The sequence below is a fragment of the Aquabacter albus genome (assembly GCF_040049275.1).
In the GTDB taxonomy this organism is placed as follows: domain Bacteria; phylum Pseudomonadota; class Alphaproteobacteria; order Rhizobiales; family Xanthobacteraceae; genus Aquabacter.
In genome coordinates this window covers 25047-40950 of sequence record NZ_JBDZDT010000018.1, presented here as the reverse complement: position 1 = coordinate 40950, position 15904 = coordinate 25047, and the positions used below count along the sequence as shown (strand labels likewise).

11 protein-coding genes are annotated in these 15904 nt (G+C 65.4%); 1 reads left to right on the top strand and 10 read right to left on the bottom strand.

Translation table 11 applies throughout. The features are described 5' to 3' along the window. The first annotated feature begins 161 nt into the window (after positions 1 to 161). Positions 162 to 650: a DUF302 domain-containing protein gene (locus ABLE91_RS27865; protein ID WP_348935813.1), complete on the top strand. Its 489-nt coding sequence runs from the start codon at positions 162 to 164 to the stop codon at positions 648 to 650. Positions 651 to 1833: 1183 nt separating this feature from the next. On the opposite strand, the gene ABLE91_RS27850 is transcribed toward ABLE91_RS27865, so the two are convergent. From ABLE91_RS27850 to cofH, 10 genes are all read right to left on the bottom strand, one after another. Beyond that, a complete protein-coding gene (locus tag ABLE91_RS27850; protein ID WP_348935812.1) occupies positions 1834 to 2514 on the bottom strand; it encodes a GntR family transcriptional regulator in 681 nt (226 codons plus the stop codon). Between the two features lie 131 nt (positions 2515 to 2645). After that, complete coding sequence (locus ABLE91_RS27845; protein ID WP_348935811.1) at positions 2646 to 4985, bottom strand: amidase family protein; 2340 nt, start codon at positions 4983 to 4985, stop codon at positions 2646 to 2648. A gap of 44 nt (positions 4986 to 5029) precedes the next feature. Further along, complete coding sequence (locus tag ABLE91_RS27840) at positions 5030 to 6274, bottom strand: MFS transporter (protein ID WP_348935810.1); 1245 nt, start codon at positions 6272 to 6274, stop codon at positions 5030 to 5032. Between the two features lie 100 nt (positions 6275 to 6374). Continuing rightward, positions 6375 to 7967 (bottom strand): ABC transporter substrate-binding protein, encoded by a 1593-nt coding sequence (locus ABLE91_RS27835; protein WP_348935809.1) that lies wholly within the window; start codon positions 7965 to 7967, stop codon positions 6375 to 6377. Positions 7968 to 8351: 384 nt separating this feature from the next. Beyond that, positions 8352 to 9251 carry an ABC transporter permease gene (locus ABLE91_RS27830; protein ID WP_348935808.1) on the bottom strand — a complete coding sequence of 300 codons (900 nt, stop codon included), beginning with the start codon at positions 9249 to 9251 and terminating at the stop codon, positions 8352 to 8354. Further along, positions 9248 to 10192, bottom strand: a complete 945-nt coding sequence (locus ABLE91_RS27825; protein WP_348935807.1) for an ABC transporter permease — start codon at positions 10190 to 10192, stop codon at positions 9248 to 9250. Before ABLE91_RS27825 ends, ABLE91_RS27830 begins: the two co-directional genes overlap by 4 nt. A 38-nt stretch (positions 10193 to 10230) precedes the next feature. Further along, positions 10231 to 11205 carry an ABC transporter ATP-binding protein gene (locus ABLE91_RS27820; protein ID WP_348935806.1) on the bottom strand — a complete coding sequence of 325 codons (975 nt, stop codon included), beginning with the start codon at positions 11203 to 11205 and terminating at the stop codon, positions 10231 to 10233. Further along, complete coding sequence (locus ABLE91_RS27815) at positions 11205 to 12257, bottom strand: ABC transporter ATP-binding protein (RefSeq protein WP_348935805.1); 1053 nt, start codon at positions 12255 to 12257, stop codon at positions 11205 to 11207. The genes ABLE91_RS27820 and ABLE91_RS27815 overlap by 1 nt, the downstream gene beginning before the upstream one ends. Before the next feature lie 483 nt (positions 12258 to 12740). Continuing rightward, positions 12741 to 13346, bottom strand: a complete 606-nt coding sequence (cofC, locus tag ABLE91_RS27810; protein ID WP_348935804.1) for a 2-phospho-L-lactate guanylyltransferase — start codon at positions 13344 to 13346, stop codon at positions 12741 to 12743. Between the two features lie 87 nt (positions 13347 to 13433). Further along, positions 13434 to 15812 carry a 5-amino-6-(D-ribitylamino)uracil--L-tyrosine 4-hydroxyphenyl transferase CofH gene (gene cofH, locus ABLE91_RS27805; protein ID WP_510182011.1) on the bottom strand — a complete coding sequence of 793 codons (2379 nt, stop codon included), beginning with the start codon at positions 15810 to 15812 and terminating at the stop codon, positions 13434 to 13436. Positions 15813 to 15904: the final 92 nt, after the last annotated feature.

The following is a 15904-nucleotide window of genomic DNA, read 5'->3' as shown; positions in this document are numbered from 1 at the left end:
TTCGATGATCATCACCTGCCGATCGGCATGGAACTTGACGGCCCGGAGGGTCAGGACCGCGTGCTCCTCGACCTCGCCGCGCGCGTGGAGAAGATTCTCGGCGCCGTGTCGCTACGGTTGTGACCGCCCCGAATCCGCCCTGCAATACTGGAGATAGAACAATGGCCAACCCAACCGTCTCGACGCAGACCTTTGCGAACGAGCACGTCACCATCCGGTCTACGAAGACATTCGCCGAGACGAAGGCCAAACTGGAGAGCCTGCTCCCGCGGATCGACGATGGGATTTTTACCCTCCTGCGATACGGCGAAGCGGAGCGGGCACTGCGCGAGCTGGAAGCCTCGGCGAACCTGTCGATCTTCAGCTTCCGGGATCATGGCGCTCTGCTGGCAGTCGCCGGATTGAAGCGGCGGTCGATCCAGTATGACATCGGCAATCCTCTCACGGCCTCAAAAATGACCCGCCACCAGCTCTCGGCAGGCCTCTACGCGCCAATCCGCGTCCTGCTGCGTGAGGACGGGGAGGGGTCGGCGTTCGAGTACGACCGGCCGGCCTCTGTCTTCGGCCAATTCGGGGACTCGGAAGTCGACGCAGTTGCACAGCGTCTTGATCGGGACTTGCAGGTCGCCTTGGAGGCGGCGTCATCCTGAGATCTGATGCTTTCGCAATCACCCGCGGAATGTCCGGATTTCGCGAGGACGCCAACGCTCGCGTAGCGATGGTGAGCCAGAAGCGACCTGTTCCTGGTTCGCGTGCATGGCACTAGTGTGATGGGGGCTGTCCCTCGCAAGGGGGATGCCATACACGTCAATCAAGAGACCCACTCATAGCACCAGCCTTGGAACGCCGGCCGGATTATCGGTACCAAGCCTCCCAGGAAGCCCACACATGTTTTGGCACTACGCACGCGGCCGCACATTGCCGATCGGGTGAGCGATCTCGCCATGTTCAACCTTGCCATCGACAGCAAACTGCATGCTGCGATCTGGTCACACTGAAGGTAGGCGACGTCGTCTCCGGCAGCAGCATTCGTGCGAGATCAGTGGTCGTCCAGCATAAGATCGGGTAGCCGGTTCTCATCGAGTTCATCGAACCGACAATGGAGGCACTCGCTGCGTAGCTCGTTACGGTATGTGCAGCCTGCGGCGAATGAAGGTTTCTCTGCTCTACAAATGGACCGGAAATCTCCGAGCCTGCCAACTCCTGCCCGGCCATAGAAGCTCGAAAACACTGTTCGGTATCGCGGAATCGAAGTCAACGATGCCTTGAACCTATCGGAGCAAACGGAGATCTGACATTTGGCGCCGGCGATCGAGTGATTGCCGACGCCTGACCCTCAAGCGACTCTGAGAATGTCCACCTGGAGATAGGCGTGGCGTTCATCGTCGCGGTCGGCATTTGGGAGCGCCATACCCCCCGCCCCCGCAAGCGGAGGCTGCTTTGAGACGCCTCCACAGTCAATCGACCGGCATCTCTACAAAATGTGACTGGACCGGCCAAGTGATCAGCGAGCTGCGGCTTCATGGAGCCATTGGCCCGCGCGCATCTCTCCCGCTTCACCGAACTTGAGCATTGACTCTCGAAGCTGGCTGGAGAGCAAATAAAGAACATATTGCTCCGAGCCCTTAGGAGGTCACGCTCTGCGGTGCTATCCGGGCAAGCCCTCGAAATACTGCATGCGGAGATCGAGAAGATCGAAGGCAGGACACGGCGCAGCCGGTCCATTCTGCCGTTCGGTGTCCCGGAGATGGAATCTCGACTTCCTGGAAAGGGGCTTGCGCTCGGCGCGCTTCATGAGGTCGCTGGGGTGGAACGGAGCGAGGATGAGCGGCCTCAGCGCTCTGGCGTCATGAACGGGGAAAGCTCACTCCCCGACAACGCTTTGCGCACCCGCTCCTTCGAACCGTGCACATGCGAGCGGATCAGTTCATCCACGAGGGCCGCATCGTGTCGCTCAAGGGCATCGACCATCGCCATATGGCGGCCTTCCATGTCCGCGATCCGCACGACGCGGAGCTGGGACAGGCTCAGCACAATCATGCGGTCGAACTGCGAGATCACACGGATGCAGGCTTCCGCGAGTTGCCTGCGCCCGGAGGTCTGGGCGAGGGCGATGTGGAAGCGGCGGTTGTAGCCGAGGATGTCCACCGTATGGCGTGGATGGATCTTGGCGGCGAGGCGCAATGCTTCGATATCCGCAGGCGTTGCGCGGCTGACGGCGACACGGGCGCATTCGCGCTCCAGCAGATCGCGCATGTCGTAAAGCTCCTCGGCGTCCTCCCAGACCAAGCCTCGCACGCGGTAGCCCCGGCGCGGCAGCACGTCCACCAGCCCGTCGAACTCCAGCCTCAAGAGTGCGTCGCGGACCGGCGACTTGCTGATGTTGAATTGCTCGGCGAGCTCGTTCTCGCGTAGCTCCTGGCCGGGCAGAAGCGTGCACGTGACGATGTCGTGGTGCAAGCGCCGGTAGATTTCATGGCGCAGCAGCTTCTGATCATGCGTCGCGTCGAGCAAGGGCAATACCGGTAGGTCGGATGGCATGGCGGCCGAAGCGCCTCTCCGGCGCCCGGCGGCTACGGCATGCCACCCAATGTCGCTTTACGCAACTCCGCCGAGCACGGAGCGTCTCCGCCCGGCGGTGGGCCTCAGGCTCTGGCGGTCGCCTTCATGGGGATCGGCCCGAAGGAGGGCGGCGGGACACGGCGCTGGGAAGCGGCCTCGTAGGCGGTGGCGACCTTGAGCTGGATGTCCTCCTTGCCAGGCTCGGCACGGAACACGAGGGAGAAGGGCAGGCCGGGCTCGGGGATGGTGGTGGGCGTGGGCGATGGCGCTGATACATAGCGCATGCCGTCGGGCGTGAGCTTGAACACCGGATCGTAGACCGAGGTGACATAGCCGGCGGGAACCAGCATTTCGCTGAGGCCCGCATTGGGGCCGCTCAAGGATTCCGGCCGCAGGTTGCTCGGGATGTCGTACTGGTAGGCATGGCCGATGAGGCCGGGCGCCCAGGGCGTATGCAGGCGCACGAGGCAGTCGAGCTTGTTCTCCAGGATCACCATCATGTCCACGCGCCGCAGCAGCTCGCGCAGCATGATGCGCTCGTTGACGCCCTGCCGGCCGCCGAGTGGGTTGCGCGGATCGGCGGTCTCCTCCCAGTTCTTGAAAGCGGCGCGCTGGTCGTCGCCCCAGAACTTGGAGCGGGCGTTCAGGGCGGCGAAGTCGGTGAGGGTCTCGGTGAAGCCCTTCTCGCGCCAGTCCGCCGCGCGACGGGTGAGATATTGCGGGATGTGGAAGCGGAAGGTGTTCGCCAGCTCCTGGTGCTGGATGGTGCCGAGGTCGAGGTTGACGGGCGGCTCGATCAGCCCCTCCGCGAGCGCCACGCAATAGTCGATCGGTGTCATGGTGCCGGAGCCGAACACCTTGCCGGGCATGAACTCGGTAGGGAGGATGGCGGCAGCGAACTCCTTGAACACCGGCTGGCCGTCGCGCCGCAAGCGGAACAGCAGGTCCGGCATGAAGACCGGAACGAGGCGCGCGAGGGCCTTGCGGAAGTCGACGCTCATCTGCTCGACCTCGGGATCGGGCGTCCACAGAGGGTCGGAGGATTCCACCAGCGTGGCGCCGAGCGTCCGGCCCAGAACGTCCTTGATCTCCTTCGTGGCGGCCGTGACGATCGGCTCCTCGGTCTTGGAGTCCGCCGGGTAGCTCATGGACTCGCGGATGACGCCGATGCGCACGCCCTTGAGCGCGCCGGACGGGGCGGAGGTGGTCACATGGCTCAGATAGGGCGTCGCGAGCACGGACGAGCGCGGCACCGTGGTGAAGGGGTCGCGCGGGTCGTAATAGCCGTTCTCCGGATCCTTCAGCGCATCGAGGATCCTGGCGCAGTCCGCCAGGGCGCGCGCGTGGATGCCGGTGCGGTCGCAATAGATGTCGGCGCCGATGGCGCCGCCGTCGAAGCCGAGCATGGCCTTGTGGGGCAGGATGAGCGCCACTGCATTGTGGTTCGACGGGCCGCGGCAGGAGGCGCGGGTCTCCTCGCCGAGGCTCGCCATGACGAGGTTCGTGGAGACGGACAGCGCCGAGCCGGAGCTGGAGCCCAGTGAAGCGGCACGTTTGGTGTCATAGGGATTGGAGGGATTGCCGCCCCAGGTGGAGCGCTGATAGCCCAGCGTCGAGGGGAGAACCTGGTCCGGCTTGTGCTGTCCGCCCGGATCGCCAGCGCGGCCGTTATATTCCGTGTTGATCGCCTTGGCGAAGATGATGGCGCCCTTGTTGCGCAACTGCTCGACCAGCACATGGTCGCGCGCCGGAAAATCCATGTCGTAGGCGGCATCGCCCCCGCCCGTTGAGCGCATGTCCTTGGTGTCGAAGGGATCCTTGAATGAGAAGACCACGCCATACATGGGCATCTTCTCTAGGTCGGGATTGGTACCGTAGGTCGCGTCGAGCTCTGCCGCGTGCTCCAGGGCGTCCGGCAGGTGGCGGAAAAACTGGCACACCGGCGGGGCGCCGGGCGGCAGGTCGCCGAGGGAGGGGTGCTTGTCGAAGTCGCTACGGCAGGTGACGGACCGCTCGCCCCGGATGTTCAGCGTGCCGATTGCATTGACCTGGCCGGCATTGGGGATGCCGACGATCATGCCGAACTGCTGCATCACCTCCGGATCCGACGCCGTGGCCTCCATGCGGCCGAACTCCAGCGGTGGTCCCTTATACTTGTCGAGGTCGGGCAGGATGTCGGACACCTTCGCCGTCTGCGTGGGAAAGCGCAGCGGCTCCAGGGCGCGAACTGCGCCTGTCGCTTCCGGGACAGGCGCCCCGTCCTCGGTGACCAGCATGCTGGCAACGCCGTTGAAGGCCCGGCAGCGGTCAATGTAGTGCTGCACGATGTCGACCACGGTGATTTCGCCAGCCCTGATGGCCGCCTGCATCTCCGGGATGGTCGCCTCTTCCAGCTGGAAGGGAATGCCGGGGGTCTTGGTCATGACACGGGTCCTCATCTGGTCGGAAGGGTGAGTTGCGGAGGCGCTCAGGCCACCTCCGTGATGACGGGTTTCGCTGCGGCCTCCAGGTTCAGCTTCCGCAGCAGGGGCGCGCGCAACGCGACCACGCCCACGACGAAGAGGGTGACGGCGCCGCCGAGATACAGGGTGGCGCTGGGGCCGATCACGCTCGCCACCATGCCGCTCTGGAAGGCCCCAAGCTCGTTGGACGAGCCGACGAACACCGATTTGACAGCCGCGATCCGGCCGCGCATCGCCTCCGGCGAGGCGAGGCGCAGGATGGCGTGGCGGATCACCATGCTGACCCCGTCGCAGATCCCGGCAATGAACAAAGCGGCGAGCGACAGATAGAATGCGTGCGAGAGGCCAAAGACGATCACGCTCAGGCCGAACAGGGCGATGATGGTATGCAGAAGCAGGCCGGCATGGCGTGCGGGCAGGAAGTGTGTCGCTGCGAGCGCGGCCACAAGCGCGCCCGCGGCGCTCGCCGAGCGCAGCACGCCGAAGCCGGTCGGCCCCACATGCAGGATGTCGGTGGCGATCGCCGGCAGCAGCGCGTTGGCGCCGGCGAAGAAGACGGCGAAGAGGTCGAGCGTCATGGAGCCCACCAGGACCTGGTTGGCGAAGACGTAGCGCACGCCTTCCGCGATCCGCCTGAAGGCACTGACCCCTGACGTCCGTGGCGGCGAGGGATGGCTTTTCACGCCGGCGAAGATGGAAAGGACAGACACCGCGAACAGCGCGGCGATGATGCCGTAGGTGGCGGCGGGCCCGAAGGCCGCCCAGGCGAAGCCTCCGGCGACCGGCCCGGTCACCTCGGCGACGCGGCCGGCGGAGGCCAGGATCGGCACGCCGCGCAGCACCATGTGCCGCGGGAGAACCTGCGCCTCCAGGCCGAAGGACGCCGGATCCTCGAAGGCGCGAATCGCGGCGGTCAGGAAGGAGACGGCATAGATGACCGGCAGCAGGGCTGCGGCTTCCAGAAGGGTGATGACGGCGAGCGTGGCCGCCAGCGCAGCGAGGAGGCTGAGCGTGATGAGCACGAGAGCACGGCGGTTGTGGCGGTCGGCGACGTCCCCGCCATAGAGCACGAGCGAAATGCCGGGGACCGCCGCCGTCAGCCCGAGGAGGCCGAGATAGAACGGGTCCCTTGTCAGCTCATAGACCTGAAGGCCGAGCAGCACCGTAAGGCCGGACGCGCAGAGCCGGGATATGGTGTTGCCGGCCAGGAAGGAACGGAATTCCACGTTCCTCAGCAATTGGATGATCACGGAATCACTCTCGTTTGGACGGCCGGGGCAGGGCGGGCGCATGCCCGGCGCGACACAGCGGCCCGGAGACCACTGCGCCTGCTGCATGTTGCTTTGCCGCTCAGGGCTCGACGGTGACTTGGGTGAAGTCCTGGTACCAGCTCTGCGCCTGCTTGAAGCCCTTGACCTTGGAGCTCATGGCGCGCGGATTGAGGTCGTGCACGATGAACACCCACGGCGCGTCATCCACGATGAGCGCATGGGCCTGGGCGATCAGCGCATCGCGTTCCTTCGGCTCGAAGGTGGCGAAGGCCTTGTCCATCAGCTCGTCCACCTTCGGGTTCTTGTAGAGGCTCCAGTTAGAACCGTTCGGCGGGGAGCCGGCCGAGTGGAAGTTCAGGAAGAGCTGGCTGGGGTCCGAGATGGGCAGGCCGTGATTGACCACGTCGAGGTGCGCCATGCCGGGCTGGTCGTTCCGCTGGCGCATGGTGTTGAGCATGGTGCCCCAGTCTACCACCACATATTCAACGTCGATGCCCAGTTCCTTGTAGGACTGCTGCACGAACTCGGCCATGGGCAGGGGAACCATGTTGCCGGAACCGGCCGTCGGCACCTGCACCTTCAGCTTCAAGGGTTTGCCGCCCGGCCCGTATCCGGCCTCCTTCAGCAGCGCCTTGGCCTTCGCGGGGTCGTACTTGTAGTGCTCCGCCGGGTTGCCGAAGAGCTTGTAGCTGTCCGGCCAGGGACCGCGGGAGGGAATGGCGGTGCCGGCCAGCATCTCCACCAAAGCGTCGCGGTCGAGCCCGTAATTGAGGGCGAGGCGCACGCGCTTGTCATGGATGGGGGAATTGTCGCTGTTGTTGGCATGCCAGGCCCAGATGTGCGGATAGGGCTTGGTGACGATCTGGAAGCCGGAGTTCTTCAGGCCGGGAATGCTGTCGGGCGAGGGATATTCGATCCAATCCACCTGCCCTGAGCGCAGCGCGGCGACGCGGGTATTGGCATCCGGTATCGGCATCAGCACCAGCTTCTGGAGCTTGGGGATGCGGGTCTTGTCCCAGTAGGCCTCGTTGCGCGCCAGCTCGATGGAGGTGCGCGGGGTTATGCGCTCCACCTTGAAGGGGCCCGTGCCGGCGGGATTCTTCTGGAAGTCCACCCAGTTGCCGATCTTCGCATATTGGGTGGGGCTCACCATGAACACGCGCGAGATCAGGTACGGCAGCATGGAGAAGGGTTTGGCCGTGTAGAGCGCGATGTGCGTGTCGTCGATCTTCTCGACCTTCACGACGGCCGAGGTGTAGGTGCGATAGCTGCGCGCCTGCGCCTGGTCGAACTGCGGCGCCTTGTCATTGATGTGCCGGTCGAAGTTCCAGATGACGTCCTCGGCCTTGAAGTCCGTGCCGTCATGGTACTTCACGCCCTGGCGCAGGGTGAAGATCCACTTCGTGTGGTCGTTGGGGTCGATATGCCACTCGGTCGCGAGGCCGGGGGTCAGATCGGCGAAGGCATCGGTCTTGGTGAAGTCCCAGTTCACCAGGGCGTCATAGATGGGATAGCCGGCGAAGCGGCCCCCCTCGCTGCCATTGTCCGGAATGCCGCCGGTGGTGGGGATGTCCGACGTGGTCATGCCGATGCGCATGGTTTGCGCGTTGAGCGGCCCGGCCGTAAGGCCAAGGGCGAGTGCTGCGGCCAGCAGGGCTATCTTCGATCGCATGGGCACCTCTGAGGTGTGGGGACGACGTCTCCTCCCTGCCGACGTGCTCCGAATCCGGGCACGTCGTGCGACACGACGACTTCCTGCCGTTCTGTAAAAATTAGGGGCCACCGGATCGCGGCAAATCTTGCGCTCTCGGATGGAGCATATCTGGCAGATTCTGCCAGAATAAAATAATGATCATGATATATATCGTGAATCTGAGACATGTCAGCGCTCGTTCAATTCAGGTGTGTCTGATTGATCTGCGCCGTTTTTCTGTCTCACTGCTGAATGCTTCAGCTCAGACTCAAACGGACAGGACATATTATGTGAGAATATGCTCGAACTTCAACATAAAACGGAAATTAAACCTTCATTTTTCCGATTCTCCGGAGTGTGCCCTTAACTTTTCACGTCCATGGCGGCGCGCAGGCCGTCGCTGGCCATGTTGAAGCAGATGCTGGTCATGAAGATGCAGAGGCCCGGCAAGGTCGCGAGCAGCGGCTGGGTATAAATGGCCGTGCGCAGTGTGTTGAGCATCAGGCCCCATTCCGGCTCCGGCGGCTTCACGCCGAGGCCGATGAAGGACAGGCCCGAGGCGAGGATCATGGACACGCTCACGAGCGTGGTCGCATAGACGAAGATGGGCCCGAGCACGTTCGGCAGCACGTGGATCCGCACGACGGTGAGCGCGCTCGCCCCGGTGGAGCGGGCCGCCTCCACATAATCGAGGTTCCGCGTGCTGGTGGTGACGGTTTCCGAGATGCGGATCATCATCGGGATGAACACCATGGTCATGGCGACGATGGCGTTGCCGATGCCCGGCCCCAGCGCGCCGCTGATGGCGACGGCGAGCAGCACGGAGGGAAAGGCATAGAACACATCGGTGGTGCGCATGATCAGCATGTTCAAGCGCCCGCCGGCATAGCCCGCCGTGATGCCGAGGGCTCCGCCGACGAGAGCGGCGACCACCACCGGCGTGAGCCCCACGAACCAGGAGAGGCGCCCACCATACATCAGGCGGGTGAGCATGTCGCGGCCGAGCTCATCCGTGCCCAGGATGTGGCCGGGCGTGCCGGGCGGCCGCAGCCGCCGCGCCATGCTCCCCTGGAGCGGGTCGTAGGGCGCGATCAGCGGGGCGAACACGATGACCAGCGCCATGAGCGCGAGGACGCCGAGGCAGGCCATGGTGACCTTGTCCCGCAGGAGCTTCTTGCCCACCTCGCGCCAATAGCTCGCCCGCGGCGGCGCGGCAGTCCGGGGGATGGCGAGCTTCGCCGTGACGGTCGAGGCGTGGGTCATGTGCGGCGCATCCTTGGATCGAGGGCCGTCTGGATCAGGTCGACGATGAGATTGAGCGCGACGAAGATCATGGCGAGGACGAGGGTCGCGCCCTGCAGCATGGGGATGTCGCGCTGGAAGATGGCCTGGTTCAGCATCATGCCCGTGCCCGGCCACGCGAACACGGTCTCCACCAGGATTGAGCCGCCCATGAGGTAGCCCAGCTGAAGGCCCATGACCGCCAGCGCGCTCGGCGCGGCATTTTTCACCACGTGGAGCATGACCCTGGCGCGGTTGAGTCCCTTGCCCTTCAGCGTGGTCATGAAATCCTGGCTGAGGATCTCCACCACCACGCCGCGGACGGTCCGCGTCACGAGGCCGGCAGGGATCACCGAGAGCGTCACGGCGGGCAGGATGAGGTGGCGGATATGCGCCCAGTTCCACGCCCAGTCGCCTGGCCCCGCGCCGATGGAGGGCAACCAGCCGAGGAGCACCGAAAAGATGATGACCAGCACCATGCCAAGCCAGTAGTGCGGCACGGACACCCCGCCGACAGCGAAACCGACGGCGAGGCGATCCACCCAGGTGCCCCGAAAGGCTGCCGCGAGGCCGCCCAGCACGCAGCCGATCACGAAGCCGAGCCCGGCTGCCGAGGAGGCGAGGATGAAGGTCTTGCCGGCTGCGCTGACGAGTTCCTCCGAGACCAGGCGCCGGTTGGCGATGGAGCGACCGAAATCGCCCTGCACCACATGCATGAGCCAGAGGCCGAACTGGATCGGCAGCGGCTTGTCGAGGCCGTAATCCTTCCGCACCATCGCCACCGTCTCCGCCGAGGCATCCGGCGGCAGGATGGCGTCGATGGGATCGCCCGGCGCGATATGGACCAGCAGGAAGCAGACGAGGCTCACCGCCAAGGCGATGGGTATCGCATAGAGCACGCGGCGGAAGGTGTATTGCAGCATGACGGCTCTCCCCGGCACCGGCCGGCGCGACGACGGATCTAGGGGCGGCTCTCTACGTGGATGCAGCGGGCGGCGCGTCCCGGCTCGGGCGTGCGCAGATCGGGCAGGGCGGCAAGGCACGGGCTCTGCGCCTCGCTGCAGCGGGGCGCGAAGGCGCAGCCGTCCGGCAGGTCGCGCAGGTCCGGAGGCGCGCCGGGGATGGTGGTGAGGCGGGTGCCGCGCGAGCCCTCGCGCACCGTGGCGCCGAGGAGGCCGCGGGAATAGGGATGGAGCGGCGCGGTCATCATCTCGACCACCGGGCCTTCCTCCACGAAGCGCCCCGCATACATGACGGCGATGCGGTCGGCGATCTCGCCCGCCACGCCGAGGTCGTGGGTGACGAAGATCATGCCCATGCCCATTTCCTGCTGGATCTCGCGCAGCAGGGTCAGGATCTGGATCTGCACCGAAGCGTCGAGGGCGGTGGTCGGCTCATCGGCGAGCAGGAGCTTCGGCCTGCAGGAGAGGGCGATGGCGATCATCGCCCGCTGCCGGAGGCCGCCGGACAGCTCATGGGGATAGGCGGACAGCCGCCGCTTCGCCGAGGGCACCTGCACCATCTCCAGCAGCTCGATCGCCCGCAACTTGGCGTCCCGCCGCGAGAGGCCTTCGTGGCGCACGATGGCCTCGCTGATCTGGTGGCCGATGGTGAAGACCGGATCCAGGGCCGTCATCGGCTCCTGAAATATCATTGAGACGAAGGGCCCCCGCAGCGTCTCAAGCTCGTCTTCCGTGGCGGCGATGATGTCCCTCCCGCCCACCTCCAGGGTGCCGGACATGACGGTCTTGGAGGGCGGGTTGAGGCGCATGAGCGCGCGCAGCGTCACCGACTTGCCGGAGCCGCTTTCGCCCAGGATGCAGAGCACCTCTCCCGCATTGAGGTCGAAATCGACGCCGTTGACCGCGTTGATGGCGCTGCCGTTCTGGACGAACCGCACTTTGAGCTGGCGGGCCTTCACGAGGGTATCGGGCATCACGCCACCATGCGGGTTGCGAGGCTGTGCCCGCTGGAGGGGAGGACGGCGAGGCAGGCTGCGGCGTGGGTCTCGCCGGCGGCGTCCGTCCCGATGTCTGAAAGCTCCGGCAGCACGGTGGCGCAGACCGGCTCGGCCAATGTGCAACGGCCCATGAAACGGCAGCCGGGGGGCGGGTCGATGGGGTTGGGAGGGTCGCCCGAGAGCGGCGAGCCGGCGCGCCGGCGGCGCGGATCCATGGAAGGACGGCTCGCCAGGAGGGCGCGCGTGTAGGGATGCGCCGGGTTCCGGAAGACCTCTTCCACGGGGCCGATCTCGGCGACGCGGCCGAGATACATGACCAGCACCCGGTCCGCCATGTGGTGCACGACATTGAGGTCGTGGCTGATGAACAGATAGGTCAGCTTGAACTGCGCCTTGAGGTCGATCAGCAGATTCAGCACCTGGGCCTCGACGGACTTGTCGAGGGCGGAGACTGGCTCGTCGAGGATCACCAGGCGGGGCCTCAGTGCCAGGGCGCGGGCGATGTTGACGCGCTGGCGCTGGCCGCCGGACAATTCGTGCGGGTACCGGCGCGCATATTGGGTGGGGGAGAGGCCGACCGCTTCAAGCAGCTCATGCGCCCGCGCGACCGCTTGATTGTGCGCAAGCCCATGGACCATGGGCGGGAAGGCGATGGATTCTTCGATGGACAGTCGCGGGTTGAGGGAGGAGTAGCTGTCCTGGAACACCATCTGCACCTGACGATGGAAGTCGTTCATGCGCAGCGCCGTCGAGCCCACGAGCTCGCCGTCGAACACAACCTCGCCGGACGTGGGCGGGATCATCCCCATCACCAGACGCGAGAGCGTGGACTTGCCGCAGCCGGATTCCCCGACGATGGCCAGGGTCTCTCCCTTGATGATCTCGAAATCGACGCCGTCGGCGGCTTTCACCTTCGCCTCGCCGCCGAAGAAGCCGCGCTTGAGAGGAAAATGCTTGGTCAGCCCGCGGGCGATGACCAATGGCTGTGCTGGCCCGCCACGATCCACACGCTCTTGGAGATCTTGCAAGAAGGGCACCCGCAATTGGTGATATTTCACTATCCGATGCAACGGATGTGCCATTCCGGGAGCGGGTTTGGCTCCGCACGCTGCGAGGTGGCATAAAAGATGATGGGGCTACGGTTATGCTCTGCTCAACTTGCGCAGGTCTGCGGGACGGTCGGTGAACACGTGTGCAATCGGGTATTTCGGCTTTGCCCAATTCGCGTACTGCATGCTGCTCGGTTGGGCAGTGAGCTGCTGAGATCGATGCGATTATTAAGAACGAAGGTGGCAAGAGACTGCCGACTCAGATCACGGGATATGCTGGCGCCCCTCGTCGAGAACTTCGCGGCTATCATCACGGCAGAGGCTATTAGGAGCGGAGCGGGAGTTCATCCTGAAAGCAGGTCTGTCAGCATCAAGGCCTCCATGTACTGCATCTTCGCGCCTATCAGGCTCGACGGGGTAGGGCGACCTCAGCCAGTGTCGAGGGACCTTTCGATGGTGCCATCAGGCGGCGGGACAGGATGCGGCGCCGCCCCAGGCCGCAAGGTCCGCCGGAGTGTCGATGTCCAAAGCGAGGGCAGGGGCGCTCAGGATCTTCACCGGACACCCGGCGCCCTCGGCGATGGCCTGGTGCCGGGCGAGGCTGTCCGGGCCGAAGCGGTACCTTCTCAGCATCACGGGCCGCTGGAACAGGACGTTCGTGCCCGCCCCGTGGCGGTCCGGGACCAGCACGATGACGGGCTGATCGCCGGCGCAAATGGCGCGAAGAACCTCTAATGTCGCCAATGGTAGATCCACGGGAAGGACCAGAAGGGCACTGGCGCCGCGCTCCCGCGCGGCGGTGGTGCCTGTCGCGAGGGCAAAATTGAGATCGGCTTCGCCCGGCTCGTTGAGTGCTACCATTTCCAGTGCGGCGGCCGCTTGAAGCACCTCTTTGTCCCGGCTCACCACAATGGTCCGTCCCGGTCCGCAGAACTGCGACAGCAGCGCGAGCGTCCGCTTCAGAAAATGCGCATTCAGGGCGCGCCGGCCCGGCTGATCCAGATGGCCCGCAAGACGCGACTTGCCCTCGTCGAGGGGCTTCACCGGAACGACAGCGAACAGGCTCATCCTTGACCCTCGAAAGCAGCAGCAATCACGTCCGAGCCACCGGAGGTGGCCACAGGCCACCCACAGTGCCGATGGATCCCGCCAAGGTCATGCATTTGCGTGGCGCTGGGCGATGAAGGGCGTCTGGACGAGATCGGCCAGCGGCCTGGCCTGGAAGCTGTGGGCGCGGCGCTCCTCTGGCGCAGCGAGGTAATGGGTTGTGCGTTGGCTCGGAACGCGACCGATACCGGCGATCAGCTCTTCCATGGCGGTGGGCGGGAATTCCTGGCCATGCTGTGTGCCGGCGGCGCGCGAGATGCTCTCATTCATGAGCGTTCCCCCAAGGTCATCGGCGCCGCCGTTCAGGACCGCCCTTGCGCCGTCCGGTCCGAGCTTCACCCAGGAAGCCTGGATGTGGGTAATGAGCGGATGCAGCACGAGACGGGCCACCGCATGCATCAGCCGCGCCTCGCGCCAGGTGGGGCCTGTGCGCGACTGACCGCGCAGATAGATGGGCGCTTCCATATGCACGAAAGGCAGCGGCACGAATTCCGTGAAGCCGCCGGTCTGCGCCTGGAGATCGCGGATATGCTGCAGGTGTCGCGCCCAGTGCAGTGGGCGTTCCACGTGGCCGAACATGATGGTGGAGGTCGTGGGAAGCCCCACTTCGTGCGCGGCGCGCATCACGGCAAGCCATTCCGCGGTCACAAGCTTGTCCGGGCAGATGATGCCACGTACCTCGTCGTCCAGTATCTCCGCGGCTGTTCCAGGCAGCGAGCCGAGCCCCGCGTCCCGCAGCCGCTCCAGAAACGCATGGATCGACAGACCGAGCGTGGATGCGCCGTGGGAGACTTCCAAGGGTGAGAAGGCGTGCACGTGGATGCCCGGCGCCCCATCCTTCGCCGCGCGCAGAAGGTCGAGATAGGTTTCTCCGGTATAGTAGGGATTGATGCCGCCCTGCATGCACACTTCCGTCGCGCCCCGATCCCACGCCTCAGCCGCGCGGCGGGACACTTCGGTCAGCGAGAGGTCATAGGGTCTGCCGCGCAGGTCCTCATGCTGCTTGCCTTTCGAGAAAGCGCAGAACTTGCAGTGATAGGTGCAGACATTGGTGTAGTTGATGTTGCGATTGACCACGTAGCGCACCGCATCGCCCACGGTGCGCCGGCGCAGGTCGTCAGCGGCCGCGCAGACGAGGTCCACGTCCGCCCCCCGCGCCGAGAACAGGCGCACGATCTCCTCCTCGCCCAGCCGCGCGCCGCCGGAGGCGCGGGCGATCAGCGGGCCGAGCGCGTCATCGTGGGCGTCGCCCCGGCCTTCCGGCGGCAGGGGCATGATGACGCCGGTGACCCAGCGATCGACCCGTGCGAGCCCTTCGGAATCCACCGCATGGGCGACGCGCTGCGCGAGATCCGGGTGCTGCCAGGTGAGGGAATCGAGGGCATAGGCCGGGTAGGCCGCAAGGCGCTGCACTAGGGTGCAGCCGCTCGCCGCGGTCGCGGCTGCAAGGCGCGGCACGGCTGGCCAGGGTGCCTCGGGATTGACGTGATCCGCGGTCACCGGCGAGATCCCACCCCAATCATCGATGCCGGCTTCGATAAGGCGCGGGAAATCCTCGTAGCTCAGGTTTGGCGGCACCTGGATGCTCATCCCGGCACCGAACACATGGCGCGCCACGGCGGCCGTCCAGAGCAGGGCATCGAGGCCGGGTTCATGCGCCTCTGCCATGCGCGTCCGGGTCTTGGCACGGAAGTTCTGGACGATGATTTCCTGGATGTGGCCGTGCCGCGCGTGGCTGTCGCGCAGCGCCAGCATGGAGGCGACGCGTTCCACCCGCATCTCGCCAATGCCGATCAGGATGCCTGAAGTGAAGGGGATCTTCGCGCGCCCCGCGGCCTCGACCATGGCCATGCGTGCGGCCGGGTGCTTGTCCGGTGAGCCGTAATGGGGCCCGCCCTTCTCGCACAGCCGCTCGGAGATGCTCTCCAGCATGATGCCCTGGGAGACGCTGACCCGTTTCAGCGCCATCATGTCCTCCTCGGACATGAGGCCCGCATTCACATGCGGCAGCAGGTTCGTCTCTTTCAGGACGAGCGCGCACATGGTGACGAGATAATCCAGCGTCGAGGCATGGCCCAGGGCGGCAAGCGCCGCGCGCGCTTCGGCATAGCGCGCCTCGGGCCTGTCGCCGAGGGTGAAGAGCGCTTCCCGGCAGCCCTCCCGCTCGCCCGCGCGGGCGATCGCCAACACCTCATCGGGCGAGAGATAGGGGCTCGACACCCGGCCCGGGGTCGTGGCGAAGGTGCAGTAGCCGCACACGTCCCGGCAGAGGCGGGTCAGGGGGATGAACACCTTGCGGGAATAGCTCAGCCGGTTGCCGTGCTGCTCTCTGCGCAGCGTGACGGCGCCGGCGAGAAGCGTATGCATCGGCATGGCCTCGAATGCCGCCACCAGGGCCTCTGCCTCATCCGCCTTGTAGAGCTGCATTGCTCACCTCAGTCCCTTGGAAAACCTTGCGCCGGTCGAGGGCCGTGCAGCAGGGGAACCCGCGCGGCAGAGCCCCAGGATGACCGCCGGCG